Genomic DNA, 24,522 nt, shown 5'->3' with positions numbered 1-24,522 from the left:
AATAATGAAAAGAAATAATTTAATTAAAGGATTTTTATACTTAGGTATAGCTTCTTTTAGTATTGGTTGTACAAATCTAGATGAAGAAATCTTAGATGGTGTTCCCAATGCTACTACCGCAGGTGGTACAGTAAACACATCTGCTACATTACAATCTGCTTACGAGGGGTTGAGAGACTTTAACGGGCAAGGTGGTGTGTATGCAATGGATGAAATGTCAACTGACGCGATGGTTGGACCTACGCGTGGAGGTGACTGGGACGATAATGGTGCTTGGAGACAAATCCACACACATACATGGGCTCCTGATCATCCAGAAGTACGTAATGCATGGAATCATTTGTTATCAAATGCTTACAAATGTAATTTGATCATTGAAAATGGTGGTACTGCTGCTGAAGTAGCTCAAGCTCGTTTTTTACGTGCTTGGTACTACTATAATGTAATTGATTTGTTTGGACAAGCGCCTTACAGACCAGCTGGTTCAGCTTTAACTGACGATCCTAAAGTATGGACTCGTTCAGAAGCAACAGAATTTTTCATTAAAGAATTAGAGGCTATTGTTGGTGCATTACCTGCAAGAACTGCTAATGATGCAAGTATTGCTAACAAAGATGCTGCACATTTCTTATTGGCTAAATTCTATTTGAATAAAGCGGTATTTACTGCTGCTGATCCAGCAGGACCGTATACATTTGCTGCTGCTGATATGACCAAAGTAGTTCAAAATGTGGACGCTATTTCTAATACATTAGCTTCAAACTATTGGTTGAACTTTTCTCCTAACAACAATACTTCTTCAGAAGTTATTTTTTCTTCTAAAAATAACAAAGGAGGAGACGGTGGAAACATGCAGTCTAAATGGAGAATGGGTAATCACTACAACCAAACTCCAGACGGATGGAATGGATTTGCTACTGTAGCAGATTACTATAGTACATTTAATGCTGCTGATAATCGTGCACATCACGCTGTTTCAGGATATAAATTTACAGTTGATGCAGCTGGTAAAGGGATTGGTTTCTTAGAAGGTCAAATGTATAAAGACGGAGTTGTAAGTTCTGCAAATGCTTTGAAAGATAGAAACAATAATCCAATGGATTTTACTAGAGCTCTTACTTTGATTACTTCAGGTAAAACTCTTGAAACAGCTGGTGTTCGTGCTATTAAGTACATTCCAGATGCTGATAATCTTGGTCAACCAGATAATGACTTAGTTTTGATGCGTTATGCAGATGCTTTGTTAATGAAAGCTGAAGCAATTGCAAGAGGTGGTTCAGGATCAGTTGGAGACATCATGACTCGTTTAGCAACTAGAGCTGGCGTTGCTGCTGCTCCTGCTACTTTGGATGGTATTTATGCTGAAAGAGGTAGAGAATTATGGTGGGAAGGTTGGAGAAGAAACGATGCTATTCGTTTTGGAAAATTCCTTGCTGCTAGAGGTTTAAAACCATATACTTCTGATAAGAAATATGTTTTATACCCAATTCCTGCTGAGGCATTGTTTAATTCAAACATATCTCAAAACGCTGGTTACTAGTAATCTTGATTTTGATTAAATATTATGAGGAGGGTACTTACCCTCCTCATTTTTTTTTTAGAGCCTTAGGGCTCTTTTTTTATGCAGTTTAGTTTAATTTCAGTACTATTTTAAGCTATTTTTAATTTTTTTATCTACTCCTTTTTACATAAATTGCTGCATATTATAGTTATAAAATAAATCTGAATTTGACCATGTTGTACCGCCTGCTTTTGTTTGTTTCTTTATCTGTTTTTGTGAGTTGTTCTAAGGGCAATTCTGATTCTTTGTTTACGCTATTGGATGCATCTCAAACAGGTATCGATTTTACCAATGAGGTTAAAAATGGAGAGAATATGAATATTTTCAAATACCGAAATTTTTATAATGGAGGTGGAGTAGCTATTGGAGATATCAACAATGATGGTTTAGCGGATATTTTTTTTATTTCAAATCAGGGAGCTAATAAATTGTATCTCAATAAAGGGGATTTCAAATTTGAAGATATTTCAGTTGCATCAGGCATTCAAGGGAAAAAGGCTTGGTCAACCGGTGTGGTGATGGTCGATATTAATGGTGATGGGTTTTTAGATATTTATGTTTTGGATGCAGGCAATAATATTGATTCAATACGAAAAAGCCAATTGTATATTAACAATGGAAACAGCACTTTTACAGAAAAAGCGGCTGAATACAATTTAGCAGATACTGGAATTACTACTCATGCCGCTTTTTTTGACTACGATAAAGATGGTGATTTGGATTGTTATATTTTAAACAATAGCTTTATTCCAGTGAGTTCTTTGAACTATTCTAATAAAAGAGAGTTACGTGACAAAGATTGGAAAGTGGCTGACATATTAAAAGGCGGTGGAGATAAGTTACTTCGCAATGATAGCGGAAAATTTGTTGATGTCAGTGAGACTTCGGGTATTTTTGGAAGTTTGATTGGTTTTGGATTAGGAGTTACTGTTGGTGATGTCAATGGGGATTTGTATCCAGATATTTATGTATCCAATGACTTTTATGAAAGAGACTATTTGTATATTAATAATAAAAACGGAACGTTTTCTGAACAAATTCAAACTTGGGCAACACACCTGAGTCAGTCTTCTATGGGTGCTGATTTAGCTGATATCAATAATGATGGAAGAGCTGATATCTTCACTACCGATATGTTACCTGAAGGCGATGAACGTCTTAAAACGACTACTAGTTTTGAAAATTATGATTTATTACGACGAAAATTAAACATGGATTTCTTTAATCAGTACATGTCTAATGCTTTGCATATTAATAATGGAACTCATTTTACTGAAATCGCCAACTTTGCTGGAGTTGGAAAAACAGATTGGAGTTGGGGCGCACTGATTTTTGACATGGATAATGATGGGTACAAAGATATTTATGTATGTAATGGTATTTACCATGATTTGACTAATCAGGATTTTATGGACTTTTTTGCCAATGAATTAATGCAAAAAATGGTCGTGACGGGTCAGAAAGAGGATATTGAAACGATCATTGCTAAAATGCCAAGCACTCCTATACCTAATTATGCATTCAAAAATAACAGCAATTTGACTTTTACAAATAACGCTACAAATTGGGGCTTGGATACACCAAGTTTCTCTAATGGTGCAGCGTATGGCGATTTAGATAATGATGGCGATTTAGATTTAGTTGTGAATAATGTGAACATGGAATCTTTTGTTTACAGAAATAACTCAGAAAAAAATAAAGCCAATCGCTTTTTAAAAGTGAAACTTAAAGGTGATCTTAAAAATAAATTTGCAGTAGGAAGTGTTGTAGAATTGTATTCTGGTAAATCAATTATTCGTCAGGAGTTAATACCTTCAAGAGGTTTTCAATCGTCTGTAGATTATGTAATGACGTTTGGTTTAGGAACCAAAATAGTGGATTCAATGCAGGTTATTTGGCCAAATGGCAAAACGCAAATGATTAGAAAAGTTGCTTTAAACACCACTGTTAATTTATCAATTGCGAATGCTACATCAGATTATGTAGTTAAAACAACAACTACAAAACCACTATTAAAAGAAGTTGCTTCCAACTGGGTAGCGCACAAAGAAAATGATTTCATTGATTTTGATTATGAAGGATTGATCTCTAAAATGCTTTCTCAAGAAGGCCCTTCATTAGCTGTTGGGGATGTTAATGGTGATGGAAATGAAGATGTGTTTGTAGGCGGAGCCAAAGGACAATCTGGAAAACTATATATAAATAAAGGAACTAATTTTAGTCCAACTTCCCAAGCAGCTTTAGAAGCTGATGCCAATTTTGAAGATACTGCCGCTAGTTTTCTCGATGTAGACGGTGATGGTGATTTGGATTTAGTAGTAGGTTCTGGTGGGAATGAAAGAACTAGTCCAGAAAATTTTAAAAGCCGTTTGTATTTGAACAACGGAAAAGGAGTTTTTACAAAATCCAAAACTGCGATTCCTTCTGCAAGTGCCAATGTTGCCGTTATTGCTCCTTACGATTATGATCAAGATGGTGATGTAGATATTTTTATAGGTAGTAGAAGTGTTCCCGGAGTGTATGGTATCGACCCAAAACATTTATTATTAGAAAATGACGGGAAAGGAAATTTCATTAATGTTATTGATAAAAAAGCTTTTAAGCTTAATGCTACAGGAATGATTACAGATGCCGTTTGGGAAGACATTGATAATGACGGGAAGAAAGATTTAATCGTTGTTGGCGATTGGATGGCGCCTCAAATATTCAAAAATTCAGGAAAACGTTTGACTGTTTTTAAATCCAATTTAACGGACTACACTGGGTTTTGGAATTCAGTACAATGCGTTGATATAAACAAGGATGGCAAAAAAGATTTCATTCTAGGGAATAAAGGAAAAAATACATCGTACAAAGCAACAGCTAAAAATCCGATGCGATTGTTTACTAATGATTTTGATAGTAACGGAACGATTGAACAAATTACTACACGAACAATCGATGAAAAAGACATGCCGATTAATTTGAAGCAAGAATTGGCAAAACAAATCCCTTCTATCAAGAAGAAAAACTTGAGTTATAGCGATTATGCTAAGAAATCCATTCAAGAGATTTTTTCGCCAGAAGTGATTGCAAATTCTCTACAAAAAGTGGCAGTTATTCAAGAGAGTATCATTGCTATAAACAAAGGAAATGGTCAATTTGAAATACAGATAATGCCTCAAGAGGTACAGTTGTCAACTGTCAACACTTCTTGTGTGATGGATATCAACAAAGATGGAATTTTAGATATTGTTTTAGGAGGCAATCAATACGAATTTAAACCTCAATTTGGTCGTTTGGATGCCAGTCACGGAAGTGTTTTATTGGGAAATAAAAAAGGAAAATTTAGTCTTGTGTCGTATCCAAAATCAGGACTATTTATTACTGGCGAAGTGCAAAAGATGAAAACTATTCGAACTAAAAATAAAACCACTTCATTTATTGCTGTAGTAAATAATGGTTCACCTAAACTGTTTACTATCAATGAATAATTTCATCAAAATAGTTGTAGCCTCACTAATTATTTCGGGCTGTTCCAAAAAAGAAAATCAATTGTTTGACAAATTGTCCCCTGACGAAAGTAAGGTGCAGTTTGTGAACCAATTGGATGAGTCTAAAGGGATTTCTATTCTAGATTATCTGTATTACTATAATGGGGGCGGAGTGGCGCTAGGCGACATCAATAATGACGGTTTGGTAGATATTTATTTCACGTCTAACCAAGGAAAAAACAAATTGTACCTGAATAAAGGCGGAAATAAATTTGAAGATATTTCTATCAAAGCGGGTGTTGAAGGCGAAAGCGATTGGAACACAGGGGCTGTAATGGCGGATGTTAATGGCGATGGTTATTTGGATATTTATGTTTGTGCTGTAGTAGGAATCAACGGCTTTGAAGGGCACAACGAATTGTACATTAACAACAAAGACAATACGTTTACTGAACGTGCTGTAGAATATGGCCTAGACTTAGACAATTTCAGTACATCGGCTGCATTCTTTGATTATGATAATGATGGAGATTTGGATATGTATTTGTTGAATCATGCGATACATTCAGAGTCCTCTTATGGTAAAGCGGATATTAGAAATAAAAGAAGTTACGAAAGTGGCGATAAGTTGTTTCAAAACAACAACGGTCATTTTGTGGACGTAAGCGAAAAAGCAGGAATTTTTGGAGGAGCTAACGGATATGGTTTAGGAATTGCTATTGCCGATTTTAATTTAGATGGCAATCCGGATATTTATGTTTCTAATGATTTTCACGAAGATGATTATTATTATTTGAATAATGGTGACGGGACTTTTACTGAGTCTATGAAAAGTTATTTCGGACATACCAGCCGCTTCTCAATGGGAGTAGATGCTGCCGATATTAATCACGATGGATTTCCAGATTTAATGACTTTGGACATGCTTCCTGAGGACGAAACTGCTTTAAAATCATCTGCAGGTGATGACAACCCACAAATGTTAAAATACCGTACAGAAAAGTTAGGCTACCACTATCAGTATACTCGAAACATGTTGCAAATCAATCAAGGAGGTAAGCATTTTACTGAAACTGCGCTTTTGAGTGGTGTGGCAGCAACCGATTGGAGTTGGAGTACTTTATTTGCTGATTATGATCAAGATGGTGAACAAGATATTTTTGTATGCAATGGAATCCCAAAAAGACCAAACGATTTGGATTACATCAAATACTATTCGAATTCAAGTATAAAAACCAAGTTAAGTTCGACTAAATTATTAGACAAACAAGCTTTGAATAAAATGCCTTCGGCTAATGTTACTAATTACATCTTTCAAGGGTCTAAAGATTTACAATTTAAAAATCGTTCTAACGATTGGATAGAAAACGATTCCATTATTTCTAATGGAGGTGCGTATGCCGATTTGGATAACGATGGTGATTTAGACGTTGTGACTAATAATTTAAATAGTGTTGCCTCTATTTATATCAATACCACTAATGAAAAAGCAAATTATTTAAAAATTAAACTACAGTTTGGAGGGAAAAACACTTTTGGTGTTGGTGCCAAAGTCATTTCGTATGTAAAAGGACAAAAGCAATTTAAAGACATTCAAACGGCACGTGGTTTTCAATCCAGTTCAGAACCAATAGCCCATTTTGGTTTTGGAAATAGCACTCAGGTTGATTCTGTTCAAATCATTTGGCCCGATAAAACATACCAAACGCTCAAAAAGGTAAAAACGAATCAAACACTTACGGTTAATCCCAATAAGAATAGAAAATCATTTAATTATGCAACGTTACAAGCTGGAGTGCTACCTGTTTTTAAAAAATCAACCACCAATTTAGGAATTGATTTTATACATCAAGAAAATGATTTTGTTGATTTTACAGCCCAAAAATTGATTCCATACCAACGTTCGGATCGCGGACCTGCAACAGTTATTGGCGATTTAAATAATGATGGAAAAAGTGATGTTTTCTTTGGAGGGGCACAAGGAAAACAAGCGGCAATATACCTTCAAAATGGGAATGGATTTACAAGAAAGAATTTTTCTTCAATTATTTCGGATTCAATTTATGAAGATGCGTCAGCAGTTATTGCTGATTTTAATGGAGATCGTCAAAACGATTTGATAGTAGCCTCTGGAAGTGGACAATTTGCTGCTGATTTGGTTCATCGTATGTATTTAGGAGCTAGTTTGACTAAAAGTATTTTTCCAGAAACGAAGGCAATGAATGCATCGGTGATTAAAGCGTTTGATTACGATAAAGACGGTGATTTAGATTTGTTTATTGGGAACAATTCAAAGTACAATAGTTTTGGAAAGATGCCAGACTGTTATTTGTTCAATAACAATAAAGGCATTTTTACTATTGTGCAAGCGGCCACTTTTTCTGGAATTGGAATGGTTACAGATGCTATTGTAACTGATTTTAATAAAGATGGAAATCTAGATTTAATTGTTGTTGGCGAATGGATGAAACCTAAATTTTTCGCCAATAGTAAAGGGAATTTCAAAGAAATTACAGATAGTGTATTGCCTGAAAAATTGAATGGTTTATGGCAATCAATAGCTGCATTTGATATTGATCAAGATGGCGATCAAGATTATGTAGTGGGTAATTGGGGAATGAATTCCAAATTCAAATCATCAAAAGAATTTCCAATGAAGATGTATTATGATGATTTTGACCTTAATGGAACATTTGAAACCATAGTAGCCATAGAGAAAAATGGCAATTATTATCCCACAATGGGATTAGATGAATTAGTAGAAGAATTCAGTGGTATGTTGAAGAAAAAATTCAATAATTATAAATCTTTTGCAGGTAAAAAAGTCGAAGAAATTTTTGATGCAACGCTTTTAGAAAAAGCAGCCTTATATGAAGTGCATAATTTACAATCGGGATATTTGAGAAATGACAAGGGAAAATTTACCTTTGTGCCGTTTTCTAACAAAATGCAGGTAAGTCCAATTACAAGTTTTGTTGCATCAGATTTTGATGGTGATGGAAAACAAGAGATTTTTGCAGCAGGGAATTACTTTGGTGTAACGCCTTATCATAGTCGTTTCGATGGATTTTCTGGAGCTCTAATCAAAAGCCATAAAACCATTTATTTGGGTCACCAACTTGGAATAGATTTGTCTCAAAAAGCAGTACGCCATTTAGATATTATTCCGTTTAATGGTAAGAAATACCTTTTGGTAACTATCAACAATAAGAAAGCAGAAGTATACGAGCTGCCTCGAAATAAATAAATAATATGAAAATTAAAATTACTCTTTTGGGATTATTGTTGGTTCTTTTTAGTGCTTGTAAAAAAGACCAACCCATAGTAGTAACTACCGATGATTATTGTGCTGCGGTAGATACAGTAACCGGAATTATGGTTCATGATATTTTTTCTCCACCAGTAGCGGCTAGAGTATACGTATATCCCAATATTGCCGCTTATGAAATTATCGCTCAAAACAGTACTGAGTTTGAAAGTTTACAAGGACAATTGAACGGTTTAGATTCTATTCCAACTTTAGATAAAAAGTTAGGAGTGAATCAAAAGCTAGCGGCTTTAATTGCTCATATGGAAGTAAGTAAACAATTAATTTTTTCAGAACAAGCATTAGAACAATACAGAGACAGTTTGTATGAAAAGTGGACATCTGAAAATAAAAAAGAGTTTGAAGTTTCTAGAGATTACGCTTTGAAAGTAGTGGATAGAATTAAAATCTGGATGAGTAAAGATAATTACAAGCAGTCACGAACTTTTCCAAAATTTTCAGTTCATACGGATCAACCAGGCAGATGGCAACCTACTCCTCCTGCTTATATGGATGGAGTTGAGCCACATTGGGGAACAATTCGAACTTTAGTATTAGACTCTGCAGCACAATTCAAGCCAAAAGCACCACATCCTTTTTCTACAGACAAGAATTCGATGTTTTATAAAGAAGCCAAAGAGACCTATGATGTAGGAAATAAAATGTCTGAAAAATTAGTAGCAATTGAAAATGCAAAGTCGAACGAAATTCCTGAAGAGTCAGCAATTGCTACTTTTTGGGATTGTAATCCATATGCTACTGTCACACAAGGTCATATGATGTTTGCTAAAAAGAAAAATACTCCGGATGCGCATTGGATTAACATCGCTAAAATTGCATTAAAGAAGACAAAATCAAATTTTGAGACCACTGTTTTTACTTTTACCAAAACATCTATCGGGATATTTGAAAGTTTTATTAGTTGCTGGCATGAAAAATACAGAACGAATGTGATTCGTCCAGAAACTTATATTAATTTATACATAGACGAGGATTGGAAACCGCAGTTGCAAACACCACCATTTCCGGAATATACGAGTGGACATTCTGTAGTATCGTCTTGTTCGTCAATAATTTTAACTTCAATATTTGGAGATAATTTTAGTTATACTGATGATTCTGAAATTCCTTTTGGATTGCCAAAAAGAGATTTTAAGTCATTCAAGCAAGCTGCTTCTGAAGCCTCCATTAGCAGATTGTATGGCGGAATTCATTACCGTGCTGCAATAGAAAATGGCGTTGATCAAGGCACAAATATTGGGAACTACATCAACAATGAACTACGTTTTTTTAAATCAAAATAATTTTAAATTGAATATGAAGAAGAATATTTTAATGGTAATAGGAGTTGTTTTTATTTTGTTTATGGGCTGGTATTTTTTAATTAAATCAGCCGATTATACTATTACTTTTAATGTCAAGGCGGCCACTGGGCCAGTTTTTCAAGGAATAGAAGAATGGTCAACTGCCCAAACAAAAAATAATCAAGAGAATTATGAAGTAGTTGAAAAGAAAAATTATGAATTAATCCGTCAAAAAATTAGCAAAGGAAGTAACCAATTAGAATACACTTGGAATATTAAATCTCTTAATGACTCTACAACAAAAGTGGTAATTGATATTAAAGACCATAAAAATAGCTGGTATAATAAGTTAACAGTCCCTTTTATGGAGACACCTTTTAAACAATCTCAAATTAAGAGGATTAAAGAATTTAAAACTGGACTTGAAGATCATTTGAAGTTGTTTAAAGTTAAATTAGAAGGAGAGGGAGAGACTGCGCCAGTTTATGTGGCGTATTTAAGTTTGAAAAGTGTGATGCAACAAAAAGCACAAACTATGATTGCCAATGATGGAATAATTACTGGCTATTTGCACAATAATAATATCAAAATTATAGGAAAACCCTATGCTGAAATTACTCGATGGGATAGGGATAAAGAACTTGTCGAATTTAATTATTGTTTTCCTGTCTCAAAGCAGGCAAAAGTAGTTCCGCACCAACAAGTTAAATTCAAAACAATTGAGTCTGTTAAAGGTTTAAAAGCGACCTATTTCGGTAATTTTAGAACCTCTGATCGCGCTTGGTTTGCTTTGTTAGATCATGCTAAGAGAAATGGAATTGAATTGGAAAATAGAGTGCTAGAGAACTTTTTAGCAAACCCATTTAATGGAGGTAATGAATTAGAGTGGGAGACTAAAGTTATTATTCCTTTTTCAGCGAACTAGGTCATTATTTTTCCTTCAGTATAACAACATATCCGAAAACGTTTTCGCCTAAACCGAAAACGTTTTTTGTTTATTTTAAGTTCAAATTTGAGATATTACAATTACATTTATGAGCTAACTAATTAAACCAAGATCCAATGTTAAAAAAAATCAAACTCAATTTCTGGCAAATAATTAACATGAATGTTGGATTTTTTGGGATTCAATATAGTTTTGGTTTGCAACAAAGTGCGGTGAATCCTATTTATGATTTCTTAGGAGCCAATCCAGATCAAATTCCAATTTTAAATCTTGCTGGTCCATTAACTGGATTGATTATTCAACCCATAATAGGTGCTATGAGTGACAAAACTTGGCATCCACGTTGGGGAAGACGTAAGCCTTATTTTTTTATCGGTGCAATGATTTGTAGTGTTGCGTTATTACTCTATCCTTTTAGTAGTTCGTTATGGATGGCAGCTAGTTTGCTTTTACTTTTAGATGTCGGAAACAATACTGCGATGGAACCTTACCGTGCTTTTGTTGCGGATACATTAGATGAAGAACAGCAGCCAATGGGCTTTCAAGCGCAAAGTTTTTTCACCGGTTTCGGACAGTTTTTATCCTATATTTCACTTTTCTTATTTCCAATTGTTTTTGTAGGATATACGGGTTCATTGCCTAATTGGATATATGCTTCCTTTTTCCTTGGATCGGTATTGTCAATTACTTCTATATGGTGGAGTATGAGAAAAACCCCTGAAATTCCTCCCACACCAGAAGAGTTAGTACTTTTAAAATCAGAACCTTTAAATATTTTCTCACCTTTCATTGATATTTATAAGGCGGTATTAGAAATGCCAAAAGTAATGTGGCAGTTGTTCTTAGTGTATTTATTTCAGTGGTACGCTTTAATGTGTTATTGGCAAAATAATGCCAAAAGTATAGCGCTTTCTGTTTGGAATACTACCCCTAAAAACAAATCGCTTTATGAAAATGCCGTAGAATGGAACGGATTAATCGGAGCCTTTGGTTTCGTAATCACTTTTTCGGTTGCGTTTTATTTGGCTAAGTTGGCTAAAAGATACAGTCCAAAATTAGTTCATTTTGCTTGTCTAGTTTTAGCAGCAATTTGCTTTTTATTATTTCCAACGGTTCAAAATGAATACCTGTTTTTTGCAATCATAATTGGATACGGAATTGGTTGGGCAAGTATGATGGGAATTCCCTATTTAATAATTGTAAATCACATACCAAAAGAACGTTATGGAGTTTACATGGGAATAATCAATATGATGATTGTAATTCCAATGATATTTCAAAATTTGACTTTTGGCTATATTCTTAAAAACTTTTTAAACAACGATGCTCGATTGGCAATAACTTTTGCGGGTGTATTGTTACTAATAGGTGCGGCTTGTACTTTATTAATTCAATCCAAAAAAAGCACTCAATACAATAATTAGATTCAACTATTAAATAGAACGTTACAATTGAAAAAAACAGTAGACTTGATATGTGCAGGTGAAGTCCTTATTGATTTTATAGGGCATGAAGTGAATACCTCCATCAATAGAACTAAAGATTATCACCGTTTTCTAGGTGGGTCACCAACAAATGTTGCAGTAAATGCCACTCGATTAGGATTAAAATCGGTTATTGTTGCCACCTGTGGCGAAGATGGTTTGGGAGAATATATTGTGAGAAAATTGAAAGATAATCATGTGATCACATCGCAGGTTAGACGCTCAGAAACAGAACCCACTTCGGTTATATTTGTTTCAAAATCTACAGGAACTCCTGACTTTATTCCGTATAGAGAAGCAGATTATCAAATTTTACCTTCTCAAATTCCATTGGATTTAATTGAAAGTGCTAAAATTTTCCATACCACTTGTTTTGCATTAAGTAAAAATCCTGCCCGAACTACTATAGTTGAAAGCGCTAAAAAAGCTAAAGAATTAGGATTGTTAACGAGTATTGATATTAATTTTTCAGAGCGAATTTGGCCTGATAGAGAAGAAGCCAAGTTGGTGTTGAAAGAGTATTTGTCTACCAATCCACTTGTGAAGTTAAGCGAAGACGATTGTTACCGACTTTTTGCTGCATCTAAAACTGAAGACTATATTTTTGATTATTTTCATAATTTAGGTGCTTCCACCATTTGTTTAACCAAAGGTAAAGATGGAGTCGTTTTATCAGATAAAGAGTTTGGAATGGTGCACCAACAAGCAACTCATATAGATGAAATTAAAGATACCACAGGAGCTGGAGACGCTTTTTGGACGGGTTTTTTATATGCCCGTTTGTTAGGAAAAGACTTCGAAGAAACCATTACAATTGCTCAAAAATTAGCTGTTCTTAAGTTGCAAAATGTGGGTCGATTACCTGAGGGAATTAATATTAAAGAATACTTAGCTTCAAGTAATTAGTCGCAGTTTTGTGCTTCGAATGAATATTTTCTTAACTTTAGGGTTCACTAAATCTTAAAATTATGACTGTAAATCAAATTCTTAGTTCAAAAGGGAATGAAGTGTATGCTGTATTACCAACCAATACAGTGTATGAGGCCCTAACAGCGATGAGCGAAAAAAATATTGGAGCTATCCTAGTGATTGAAGACACAATCTTAAAAGGAATTTTATCGGAAAGAGATTATGCCCGTAAAATTGTGTTAAAAGAAAAAACTTCAAAAAACACTTTGGTTAATGAAATTATGGTGAGTGAGGTTATCTGTATAAAGCCCTCTGATAATCTTGATTACTGCATGGAATTAATGAATTCAAAGAAAATTAGACACCTACCTGTAATGGAGAATAATGTTGTGGTGGGAATAATTTCAATCAGTGATGTAGTAAAAGCAATTATTGAAATTCAAAAAGATACTATTAATCATTTGAATTCTTACATTTCTCAATAATGATTAAATTATTTTAAAAAAAGCTGCAATCGATGCAGCTTTTTGTGTTTTGAAAAGACTCTATTTAAAACCACTTTTTTTGCATAAGAATTCTATCTTTGCACATCTTTAAATTCAAATTGAAATGGATAAAAACAATAAAAAAAGCGACGCATTATTATATCATTCACACCCTCAACCAGGAAAAATTCAAGTAACCCCAACTAAAAAGTATGCTACACAAAGAGATTTGTCATTAGCTTATTCTCCTGGTGTTGCTGAACCTTGTTTAGAAATTGCGAAAGATGTTAATGACGTTTATAAATATACAACAAAAGGCAATTTAGTAGCTGTAATTTCTAATGGAACTGCAGTTTTAGGACTTGGCGACATTGGCCCTGAAGCTTCCAAGCCAGTAATGGAAGGAAAGGGAGTGTTGTTTAAAATATTTGCAGGAATTGATGTGTTTGACATTGAAGTAGACACTAAGAATGTAGAAGAATTTATCCAAACGGTTAAAAATATTGCGCCAACTTTTGGAGGAATCAATTTGGAAGATATCAAAGCTCCAGAGTCTTTTGAAATTGAGCGTCGTTTAGTTGAAGAATTGAATATTCCGGTGATGCACGATGATCAACATGGTACTGCTATTATTTCGTCTGCGGCTCTTTTAAATGCATTAGAATTAGCAGGAAAAAAAGCAGAAGATATGAAAATGGTGGTTTCAGGAGCTGGTTCTGCAGCCTTGGCTTGTGCCAATATGTATGTGCTTTTAGGAATTAAATTAGAAAACATCTTGATGTTTAATAGTAAAGGTTTGTTGACTAAAGACAATCCGTCTTTATCACCTTTACAACTTCAATATGCTAAAGATATGCCGCAAATGAGTTTGGCTGAAGCTTTAGTTGGTGCTGATATCTTTTTAGGTTTATCATCAGGAGATATCATGTCTCCAGAGATGTTGTTATCTATGGCGGACCATCCAATCGTTTTTGCTATGGCAAATCCGACACCTGAAATTGATTATAATCTTGCAATAGCAACAAGAAAAGACGTTATTATGGCTACGGGAAGATCTGATTTTCCTAATCAAGTAAATAATGTTCTTGGATTTCCCTACATATTTAGAGGAGCTTTAGACGTTCGTGCTACCAAAATTAATGAAGCTATGAAAATGGCGGCAGTAAGAGCATTGGCAGCATTGGCAAAAGAGAATGTTCCAGAGCAAGTTAATATAGCTTATGGAGTTACTAAACTTACTTTTGGTAGAGATTATATTATTCCGTCTCCATTTGATCCGCGATTGATTACGGTTGTAGCACCTGCAGTTGCTAAAGCAGCTATGGATTCAGGTGTAGCATTAAACCCAATTACAGATTGGATCGAATATGAGGAAATGCTTTTAGAGCGCCTTGGACATGATAATAAAATGGTTCGATTAATTACCAATAGAGCCAAGATAGATCCAAAACGTATTGTTTTTGCTGAAGCAGATCATTTAGATGTGTTGAAAGCGGCTCAAATCGTTCATGAAGAAGGAATAGGGTATCCGATTTTATTAGGAGACAAAGAAGTTATTTTGGAATTAAAGGCAGAGATAGGTTTTGATGCCGATGTAGTAATAATTGACCCAAAAGTGAATGAAGAAGAACGTAGAAATCGATTTGCTTCAGCCTACTGGAAAACGAGACAAAGAAGAGGTATTTCCTTTTTGGATGCTCAAAAATTAATGCGAGAAAGAAATTATTTTGCCGCTATGATGGTCAACGAAGGTGAGGCTGATGCACTTGTTTCCGGTCACTCTAGAAGTTATCCATCTGTTGTAAAACCGATGTTGCAGTTAATTGATAAAGCACCCAATGCTTCTATTGTAGCTACTACCAATTTAATGCTAACAGCTCGCGGACCTATGTTTTTGTCTGATACCGCAATTAATATCAATCCTTCAGCAGATGATTTGGCTAAAATTGCTGTAATGACAGCAAAAACTGCCAGAATGTTTGGTATTGAACCAGTAATTGCGATGATATCTTTTTCTAATTTTGGTTCTTCTACTAATGAAAGTGCTGCAAAAGTTAGAGAAGCGGTTGCTTATTTACATAAAAATCATCCAGAACTAGTTGTAGACGGAGAAATCCAAGCCGATTTTGCTTTAAATCAAGAGATGTTAGAGAAAAAATTCCCTTTTTCTAAGTTAGCTGGAAAAAAGGTAAATACTTTAATTTTCCCGAATTTAGAATCAGCTAATATTACGTACAAACTTTTAAAAGAACTAAATAGTATTGAATCTATTGGTCCAATTATGTTAGGAATGGGTAAACCAGTTCATATTTTTCAATTGGGTGCCAGTGTTGAAGAAATGGTAAATATGGCTGCAATTGCAGTAATTGATGCTCAAGAAAAACAGAAAAAATAGGTACTAATTCTATACAATTCCCCACTAAATTATGATAGCGCACATACAAGGAAAATTAGTTGAAAAAAATCCAACCGAAGTTGTAATTGACTGTGGTGGGGTAGGTTATCATATCAATATATCGTTACATACATATTCGTTACTTCCAAGTACTGACCAAATAAAATTGTTTACTTATCTTCAAATTAAAGAAGATGCACACACACTTTTTGGTTTTTTTGAAAAATCAGAACGTGAAATTTTCAAAATGCTATTATCGGTATCGGGTATAGGAGCAAGTATAGCAAGAACGATGCTGTCTTCATTAGAACCAAAGCAAATAATTCAAGCTATTGCCTCTGGAGATGTTGGAACTGTGCAGTCAATCAAAGGGATTGGTGTAAAAACGGCTCAGCGGGTTATCTTAGATTTACAAGATAAAGTGCTTAAACTATATGATTTAGATGAAGTTTCTATGGTTTTAAACAATACAAACAGAGATGAAGCGTTATCTGCTTTGGAGGTTTTAGGTTTTGTTCGTAAATCGTCTGAAAAAGTGGTTGAAAAAATCATCAAAGAAGATCCAGATGCTTCCGTAGAATCGATTATTAAAAAGGCATTAAAGAGTTTGTAATTGTTTAGTAAAAAGTTTAAATTAATGAATAAAATTTGTCATCTAGTGCTTTTGCTAATTGCGATAAACGCAGTTCAAGCACAAGAGACAACTTCTGTTCAAGATACTGTTAAAAAAGGGTTTTCGGTTGGTAAAATCGCAATTAAAAACCCCAAAAGCGTTCTGTCAGGTTACAGCTACGATCCTATCTCTGATAGGTACATTTACAAAAACTCTGTTGATGGTTTTACTATTGACTTCCCCATTATCTTAACTCCGCAAGAGTACGAAAAGTTAATGCTCAAGGAATCCATGCGTTCTTACTTTAGAACAAAAGCAGATGCTGTGGATGGCAAAAAAGAGGGAGCAGATGCTGCAAAAAAAGATTTATTACCTAGATATTACGTTAAGTCAGGTCTTTTTGAAACTATTTTCGGAGGAAATACAATTGATGTAAAACCAACAGGTTCAGTTGAAATGGACCTGGGAATTCGACATACAAAACAAGACAATCCCGCATTTTCGCCAAGAAATAGAACCAATACTACTTTTGATTTCAACCAGAGAATCAGTTTAGGATTAACAGGTAAAGTGGGTAAGAGGTTAAATGTAACCGGAAATTACGATACGCAATCTACTTTTTCATTTCAAAATTTATTTAAAATTGCTTACGACCCAACCTATAGTGCGAGTGATGATGCCATCATTCAAAATATAGAAATTGGAAACGTTACAATGCCGTTAAATAGCACATTAATTCAAGGCTCTCAAAGTTTATTTGGAGTAAAGACTAAATTGCAATTTGGAAGAACTTCAGTTACTGGTGTATTTTCTGAACAGCGTTCACAAACAAGAAGTTTGATAGCAGAAGGAGGTGGAACTGTTCAAAATTTTGATCTCTTTGCTTTAGATTACGATGCCGACAGACACTTTTTTTTATCGCAATATTTTAGGCACAAATACGATGCTGCTCTAAAGAATTATCCATTTATTGATAGTAGGGTCCAAATTACAAGGCTCGAAGTTTGGTTGACTAATAGACAAAATCGTGTCACGACTACGAACAATAATATTAGAAATATAATTGCAATACAAGATTTAGGAGAAGGTCGATTATCAGGAGTTCCCGATAACGAAATTGTAGTTTTAAATCCTTCTTCATCAATGTTTAACAACCCTGTTGATTCGCCTACAGACAATACTAATAATGATTATGATCCTGATTTAATTAAAGTCGGTTCGGGCTTGCTGAATTCAAATATTCGTGAAATGGCGACAGCAAATTTGGGCTTTAACGGAACTGTAAGCGAAGGTCAAGATTATTCAAAGTTAGAGAATGCCAGAAAATTAAATCCTAACGAATACAGTTTTCATCCACAATTAGGTTATATCTCTCTACAACAAAAATTAGCTAATGATGAGGTACTTGCTGTAGCTTACCAATATACTATTGGAGATAAAGTGTATCAAGTTGGAGAATTTGGAAACGATGGTGTTGATGCAACTACTGTTGTTGGAGATACTCCTGCAACACAAGCTATAATTACACAAAGTTTAGTGCTTAAAATGTTGAAAAGCAACTTAACTAATGTAAAAAATCCGATTTGGAACTTGATGATGAAAAACATTTATCAAATTCCTGGAGGTTATCAATTAAAGAAAGAAGATTTCAGGTTTAATATTTTATATTCAGACCCTTCGCCATTAAATTATATAACTCCTGTTGCGGGTTCGCCTTTTCCAGTAAATCCATCAATAGAGGACAGAATAGCCGAAACTCCATTGTTAAAAGTATTTAATTTAGATAAGCTAAATTTCAATAATGACCCTCAAGTTGGTGGTGATGGTTTCTTTGATTTTATGCCGGGCTTAACAATAGATGCGCAAAATGGCCGAATAATATTTACCGTTAAAGAGCCATTTGGAGAACTTTTATTTAAAAAATTATCCAATTCAGGATCGGGTGAAAGGTACAGTGATGTTGATAGTTACAACCCCAATCAAAAGAAATATGTTTTCCAAAACATGTATCGTAATACCCAAGCAGGGGCATTACAAGACAGTGAAAAAAATAAATTTTTATTGCGCGGTAGATTTAAATCATCAACAGGAGATGGAATACCATTAAATGCGTTTAACGTCCCACAAGGATCAGTGAGAGTTTCAGCTGGAGGAAGACTTTTGGTAGAGGGTGTGGATTACAGTGTAAATTACCAATTTGGTAGAGTGCAAATTCTTGATGCATCCCTCCAAGCTTCTAATACGCCAATTGAGGTTTCGTTAGAAAACAATTCTGTTTTTGGCCAACAAACAAGACGTTTCATGGGTGTTAATTTGGAGCACAAAATTTCAGAAAACTTTTTAGTAGGAGCTACTTTTTTAAAGTTAACAGAGAGACCATTTACTCAAAAGTCAAGTTTTGGTCAAGAGTCGGTTAATAATTCCATTTTTGGTTTCAACACTAATTTTTCTGCTGAGGTGCCTTTTTTGACTCGTCTAGCCAATAAATTACCGAATATTGACACTGATGTTCCTTCCAATATTTCAGTAAAAGGAGAGGTTGCCTTTTTAAAGCCAGATACGCCTCAAGCAGATAGGTTTGAAGGAGAGTCTACCATTTATGTAGATGATTTTGAAGGGTCCCAGTCAACAATTGACATGAGATCACCTCTAGCTTGGTCCTTGTCTTCAACACCTGCAAATGACGCCGAAAGTAGGTATAATTTTAACGAAAAGGCAAATGATTTGTCCTATGGATTTAAAAGAGCAAAGTTGTCATGGTATTCAATTGACCCAGTTTTTTATACGCAACGTCCTGCTGGTTTGAGTTTAGATGATTTGTCATTAAATGCTACTAGAAGAGTTTTTAGTCAAGAATTATTTCCATTAACCGATATTGCTCAAGGGCAAACCCAAGTAATTAATACTTTGGACTTAAGTTATTTTCCGAATGAGAGAGGACCTTACAATAACAATCCCAATTTTCTAGCAGATCCAAAATCTAATTTTGGGGGAATTATGCGAGCTATTAATTCTACTAATTTTGAGCAGGCTAACGTAGAATACATTCAGTTTTGGGTATTAGACCCTTATGTGGGAGAAGGAGCTACACCAATTTCAAATTCTGGTAAAATATATTTCAACTTAGGAGAGATATCCGAGGATGTTTTGAAAGATGGTAGAAAACAGTATGAGAATGGATTGGGCCCAGATCAGGTTTTAGCTAATCCAAAACCTATATGGGGAAATGCACCAGCATCGCAATCATTAATTTATACCTTTGATAGTAATCCTACAAACAGATCCAATCAAGATATTGGTTTAGATGGGTTGAAAAATGATGATGAGGCAACGGTTTATTCTAATTATGCAACAGAAACTGACCCGGCTGCGGATGATTATAATTTTTATTTGAATTCTTCAGGTGACGTAATCGAGCGATACAAAAATTACAACGGAACAGACGGAAACTCTGCAGTTTCAATCGATACGCCCAATAGAGGAGCAACTACTTTTCCAGATGCTGAAGACATCAATAGAGATAATACCATGAATACTATCAATGCCTATTACGAATACGGAATTGATATAAAGCCTAACATGCAAATAGGCGAAAATTACATTACCGATATTAGAAATACTGAGGTTGAATTACCAAATGGAGAGTCAACTCAAGCGAGATGGATTCAATTTAAAATTCCAGTAACGCAACCCCAAAACACAATTGGAAATATTTCTGACTTTCGATCGATTCGTTTTATGAGGATGTTTATGACTGAATTTTCATCTCCGTTAACAGTGCGATTTGGAGCCTTAGATCTCGTGAGGGGAGAGTGGAGACGTTTTACAAATACCCTTGATTTAAGAGATACCAATGTAGATGACGATAGAACAGAATTGGATGTATTAGCAGTTAATTTACAACAGAATAATGAAAGATGTCCAATTAATTATGTTACGCCTCCAGGAGTTGTAAGAGAACAATTATTCAACAATAATACTATAATTAATCAAGACGAACAATCGCTATCGTTGCGAATAGGTGGTGACGGACTAGAAACCGGGGACGCTAGAGCGGTATTTAAAAATGTAAGTGTGGACATGCGTCAATTTAACAAGTTGAAAATGTTTTTACACGCTGAATCATTACCTAATGAAATTGCAATTAGAGACAATCAAATGATAGGTTTTATTCGAATAGGAAATGATTTCACTCAAAATTTCTATCAAATTGAAATTCCGTTAAAAGTTACATTACCTTCTTCGTCAACAAATTCAAATTGTGCGCCTTCAAGTCCAGAAGCAGTTTGGCCTGAAGAAAATGAGATAGATTTAGCACTCGAGCTTTTGACTAAGTTAAAAATTCAATATATGAATATTGATCCGACCACCTTACCATTGGACGGAATTTATTATCAAACTGAGGATGAATTAGACCCTAGATTAAGTAATAAAACGAATAAACTACGATTAGGAATTAAAGGAAATCCCAACTTTGGGTTGGTCAGAACCTTAATGGTTGGTGTAAAAAGTAATGAAGATAGCCGACGTATTAAAGGTGAAGTTTGGTTTAATGAATTACGCTTGTCCGATATGGATAATAAAGGCGGTATGGCAGCCATTCTAAACATCGATTCCAATATGGCTGATTTTGCAACAGTTTCTGCTTCAGGTAGGAAAAGTACAATTGGTTTTGGTAATTTAGAACAAGGGCCTAATCAGCGATTACGTGAAGATATGTTACAGTACGCAATTGTCTCTAATTTTAATCTAGGAAAATTATTGCCGAAAACTTGGGGAATCAATTTACCGTTTAATTATGCAGTTGGGGAAGAAATTATTACTCCTGAATACGATCCTTTTAATCAAGATATCCGATTAAATCAGTTGATTGATAATACGCCAAATGAAGCAAGTGTGCGAAATATTAGAAATAGAGCTATTGACTATACTAAAAGATCTAGTATTAACTTTATTGGTGTACGTAAAGAGCGTGCTTCAGAAAAGAAAGCGCATTTGTACGATATTGAAAACTTTACTTTTTCTCAGTCAATAAATGAAGTTCAACGACACGATTTTGAAATAGAAGATCATGTTGACCAGCAAACTTCAACCTCTGTGGATTTTGCGTATACGTTTAATTCAAAACCTGTAGAGCCATTTAAAAAAGCTTCCTTTATGAAAAAAAGTAGTTATTGGAAGCTATTACAAGATTTTAACTTTAATTATTTACCCTCAAATATTTCGTTTAATACTGATATAATCAGACAATACAACCGCCAGCAATTTAGACAAGTTGAAGGTATTGAGGGTATAGGTTTAGATCCATTGTTTAGACGAAACTATGCATTTAATTACCAATACGGTTTTAATTTTAATTTTTCAAAATCACTCAAATTAAATTACACAGCAGCATCTGGTAATATTGTAAAAAGCTATTTGAATCCAGACAATACCTTAATTGAAGACCTAACGGTTTGGGATGATTATTGGAATATTGGTACGCCGAATCAGCATATGCAACAAATGATTATTAATTATGAATTGCCAATTAATAAAATACCACTTTTTAGTTTTATTAAGGCAAATTATGCTTACACAGCTGATTTTAGTTGGCAACGTGCCTCGGAGGCTTTGTCGAGAATTGAAATAGACGGAGCTACTTTTAATTTGGGGAACACCATTCAAAATGCTAGTTCCAACACCCTAAATACAACATTCAATATGGAAACGCTCTATAAGTATTTAGGTCTTACAAAATCTAAAGGGGTTTCCAATGCACGTCCGAGATCAGCGCCACCAAAGCCAGGAGAAAAAATTGTTAAGGCACCTGCAGCGCAACAAAGTAAAGAAAATGCTTTTATGGATGGATTGATAGGAGTCTTGACAAGTTTAAAAAATGTTCAAATGAATTACACCGTTAACAGCGGAACGGTTTTACCAGGTTATACTCCAGGTATTGGTTTTTTTGGAACTACTCGACCTTCATTGGGTTTTGTCTTTGGAAGTCAAGATGATATTCGTTTTGAAGCGGCAAAAAACGGTTGGTTAACAAATTATCCAGAATTCAATCAAAATTTTACTCAAGTTCAAAATAAAATTTTTAAAGCAACAGCCAATATGGATGTTTTACCCGATTTAAAAATTGATTTAAGTTTAGACCGATCGTATTCATCTAATTTTACTGAGCAATTTGATGTGGATAGAGGAGTCTATAACTCTCGATCTCCTTTTAATACCGGAATATTTTCTATTTCTACAGTACTAATCAAAACGTCTTTTTCTACAAGTGACGCTATTTCATCTGATGCATTTAATGATTTTAGAGAAAACCGATTAATAGTGGCCAATCGCTTAGCAACTGAAAGAGGTATTGATATTACAAATCCAATTAACATTGATCCTGACGGATTTCCATTGGGCTATGGTAAAAATAACCAAGCAGTTTTATTGCCGGCCTTTATTGCTGCTTATTCTGGAAGTAGTGCCTCTGACTCTTCTTTAGGAATATTTAAAAATATCCCTTTACCTAACTGGTCGTTAAAGTATAATGGATTTATGCGTTACGAATTTTTCAAGAAAATCTTCAGACGGGTTTCTTTACAACATAATTATAGAGCATCTTATACCATAAATGCATTTCGATCCAATTTTGAATACGATAAGGATCCAAATGGATTGGATAAGAATAATAATTTTTTTAATGCAACAATTATGTCCAACGTTAATTTAGTGGAACAATTTAGTCCGCTAATACGAATGGATTTTGAACTAAAAAACTCACTTAAGTTGCTAACCGAAGTTAAAAAAGATAGAGCTTTGTCAATGAGTTTTGACAATAATTTACTAACCGAAGTTAAAGGGGTAGAATATATAATTGGACTTGGATACCGTTTTAAGGATGTTATTTTCTCATCTCGTTTAGCGGATAATCCAACTGGAATTATAAAAAGCGACATCAATCTAAGAGCTGATTTTTCATTACGAGATAATCAAACTATCGTGAGGTATTTAGATTATGATAAAAACCAGTTAGCAGCAGGGCAGAATATTTGGACATTAAGATTAACTGCGGATTATGTTTTGAGTAAAAACTTAACGGCTATTTTTTATTATGATCATTCATTTTCACAAGCCGTGGTTTCAACAACATTTCCACTAACCAATATTCGATCTGGGTTTACATTACGATACAATTTTGGAAATTAAATTGAAAAATTAATTTAATTTTCCAATGAAGATGTTACCTTTGTTTTAGTTAAAAAATAAACAATTTAATACTATTATGAATATACCAGTACATTTAAAGTATACAAAAGATCACGAGTGGGTTAGCATCGATGGAGATGTTGCAACAGTTGGAATTACTGATTTTGCTCAAAAAGAATTAGGAGACATAGTTTATGTTGAAGTAGAAAGTTTGGATCAAACTTTAGCAAAAGATGAGGTATTTGGTACGGTTGAAGCTGTAAAAACAGTCTCTGATTTATTTTTACCTGTTTCTGGAGAAATTATTGAGTTCAACGATGCATTGGAGAGTGCACCTGAGAGTGTTAATTCAGATCCCTATGGAGCGGGTTGGATGATTAAAGTGAAAATTTCTGACATGACTGAATTAGATACGTTGCTTACTAGTGATTCTTACAAAGATTTAATTGGTGCTTAAAAATTATTTTTTTTGGATTGCATTATTTTGGTCCTTCCTAGTTAGTTATTTGTGTTTAACACCTTCTAGTGATATTCCAACTGTTTCGATTCCACATTTAGATAAAATAGTGCATTCATTTTTTCATTTTGTATTTACAGTGCTTTGGTATTTGTTTTTTGAAAAACAAGTTAAGAAAAGTAATCAACAGAAACTTCTTTTAGTATCAGTCGTATTTTCATTATTATTTGGAATAGTAATTGAAATTTTACAAACTAAAATAACTTTGACACGAAGCGGAGATATATATGATATAATGGCAAATTTTGTTGGCTCAATACTTGCTTTTGTATTTATAACTGTTGGTAAGCGTTCAAAATATATTCAAAATTTTTCCGATATAAAATCCCGCTTTTAAGTG

General features: G+C 34.3%; 13 protein-coding genes. All 13 read left to right on the top strand.

What is annotated here, in order from left to right; all coding sequences use genetic code 11:
• The first annotated feature begins 4 nt into the window (after window positions 1–4).
• The 13 genes from LPC20_RS01225 to LPC20_RS01165 all read left to right on the top strand — a co-directional run bounded on the left by LPC20_RS01225 (window position 5) and on the right by LPC20_RS01165 (window position 24,519).
• Complete coding sequence (locus LPC20_RS01225) at window positions 5–1,540, top strand: RagB/SusD family nutrient uptake outer membrane protein (protein ID WP_229325700.1); 1,536 nt, start codon at window positions 5–7, stop codon at window positions 1,538–1,540.
• 194 nt (window positions 1,541–1,734) lie between these two features.
• On the top strand, window positions 1,735–5,034 hold the full coding sequence (locus LPC20_RS01220) for a CRTAC1 family protein (RefSeq protein WP_229325698.1): 3,300 nt from the start codon (window positions 1,735–1,737) through the stop codon (window positions 5,032–5,034).
• On the top strand, window positions 5,027–8,281 hold the full coding sequence (locus LPC20_RS01215) for a VCBS repeat-containing protein (RefSeq protein WP_229325696.1): 3,255 nt from the start codon (window positions 5,027–5,029) through the stop codon (window positions 8,279–8,281). The genes LPC20_RS01220 and LPC20_RS01215 overlap by 8 nt, the downstream gene beginning before the upstream one ends.
• Before the next feature lie 5 nt (window positions 8,282–8,286).
• A complete protein-coding gene (locus LPC20_RS01210; RefSeq protein ID WP_229325694.1) occupies window positions 8,287–9,645 on the top strand; it encodes a vanadium-dependent haloperoxidase in 1,359 nt (452 codons plus the stop codon).
• A 13-nt stretch (window positions 9,646–9,658) separates the two neighbouring features.
• A complete protein-coding gene (locus tag LPC20_RS01205) occupies window positions 9,659–10,570 on the top strand; it encodes a GyrI-like domain-containing protein (RefSeq protein ID WP_229325692.1) in 912 nt (303 codons plus the stop codon).
• Between the two features lie 137 nt (window positions 10,571–10,707).
• Window positions 10,708–12,015, top strand: coding sequence for an MFS transporter (locus LPC20_RS01200; RefSeq protein ID WP_229325690.1), 1,308 nt, complete (start codon window positions 10,708–10,710; stop codon window positions 12,013–12,015).
• Window positions 12,016–12,042: 27 nt separating this feature from the next.
• A complete protein-coding gene (locus tag LPC20_RS01195; protein WP_229325688.1) occupies window positions 12,043–12,981 on the top strand; it encodes a carbohydrate kinase family protein in 939 nt (312 codons plus the stop codon).
• Between the two features lie 62 nt (window positions 12,982–13,043).
• A complete protein-coding gene (locus LPC20_RS01190; protein WP_229325686.1) occupies window positions 13,044–13,469 on the top strand; it encodes a CBS domain-containing protein in 426 nt (141 codons plus the stop codon).
• Window positions 13,470–13,593: 124 nt separating this feature from the next.
• Window positions 13,594–15,864, top strand: coding sequence for an NADP-dependent malic enzyme (locus LPC20_RS01185; protein ID WP_229325685.1), 2,271 nt, complete (start codon window positions 13,594–13,596; stop codon window positions 15,862–15,864).
• A gap of 31 nt (window positions 15,865–15,895) precedes the next feature.
• Complete coding sequence (gene ruvA / locus LPC20_RS01180) at window positions 15,896–16,477, top strand: Holliday junction branch migration protein RuvA (protein WP_229325683.1); 582 nt, start codon at window positions 15,896–15,898, stop codon at window positions 16,475–16,477.
• A 24-nt stretch (window positions 16,478–16,501) separates the two neighbouring features.
• On the top strand, window positions 16,502–23,665 hold the full coding sequence (sov, locus tag LPC20_RS01175) for a T9SS outer membrane translocon Sov/SprA (protein ID WP_229325681.1): 7,164 nt from the start codon (window positions 16,502–16,504) through the stop codon (window positions 23,663–23,665).
• A gap of 76 nt (window positions 23,666–23,741) precedes the next feature.
• Entirely contained in the window at window positions 23,742–24,122 is a 381-nt protein-coding gene (gene gcvH / locus LPC20_RS01170) for a glycine cleavage system protein GcvH (protein ID WP_229325679.1), read from the top strand.
• Window positions 24,115–24,519 (top strand): VanZ family protein, encoded by a 405-nt coding sequence (locus tag LPC20_RS01165; RefSeq protein ID WP_229327165.1) that lies wholly within the window; start codon window positions 24,115–24,117, stop codon window positions 24,517–24,519. Before gcvH ends, LPC20_RS01165 begins: the two co-directional genes overlap by 8 nt.
• The last annotated feature ends 3 nt before the right edge of the window (window positions 24,520–24,522 follow it).

Source organism: Flavobacterium ammonificans (assembly GCF_020886115.1).
Lineage (GTDB): Bacteria > Bacteroidota > Bacteroidia > Flavobacteriales > Flavobacteriaceae > Flavobacterium > Flavobacterium ammonificans.
Note: the sequence above shows the minus strand (reverse complement) of the source record. Positions and strands in the feature narration are given on the sequence as shown.

What these genes read in the sequence shown, in the direction of transcription:
- LPC20_RS01225 (WP_229325700.1), top strand. Translation starts at nt 5, where the DNA reads ATGAAAAGAAATAATTTAATTAAAGGATTTTTATACTTAGGTATAGCT.
- LPC20_RS01220 (WP_229325698.1), top strand. Translation starts at nt 1,735, where the DNA reads ATGTTGTACCGCCTGCTTTTGTTTGTTTCTTTATCTGTTTTTGTGAGT.
- LPC20_RS01215 (WP_229325696.1), top strand. Translation starts at nt 5,027, where the DNA reads ATGAATAATTTCATCAAAATAGTTGTAGCCTCACTAATTATTTCGGGC.
- LPC20_RS01210 (WP_229325694.1), top strand. Translation starts at nt 8,287, where the DNA reads ATGAAAATTAAAATTACTCTTTTGGGATTATTGTTGGTTCTTTTTAGT.
- LPC20_RS01205 (WP_229325692.1), top strand. Translation starts at nt 9,659, where the DNA reads ATGAAGAAGAATATTTTAATGGTAATAGGAGTTGTTTTTATTTTGTTT.
- LPC20_RS01200 (WP_229325690.1), top strand. Translation starts at nt 10,708, where the DNA reads ATGTTAAAAAAAATCAAACTCAATTTCTGGCAAATAATTAACATGAAT.
- LPC20_RS01190 (WP_229325686.1), top strand. Translation starts at nt 13,044, where the DNA reads ATGACTGTAAATCAAATTCTTAGTTCAAAAGGGAATGAAGTGTATGCT.
- LPC20_RS01185 (WP_229325685.1), top strand. Translation starts at nt 13,594, where the DNA reads ATGGATAAAAACAATAAAAAAAGCGACGCATTATTATATCATTCACAC.
- ruvA (WP_229325683.1), top strand. Translation starts at nt 15,896, where the DNA reads ATGATAGCGCACATACAAGGAAAATTAGTTGAAAAAAATCCAACCGAA.
- sov (WP_229325681.1), top strand. Translation starts at nt 16,502, where the DNA reads ATGAATAAAATTTGTCATCTAGTGCTTTTGCTAATTGCGATAAACGCA.
- gcvH (WP_229325679.1), top strand. Translation starts at nt 23,742, where the DNA reads ATGAATATACCAGTACATTTAAAGTATACAAAAGATCACGAGTGGGTT.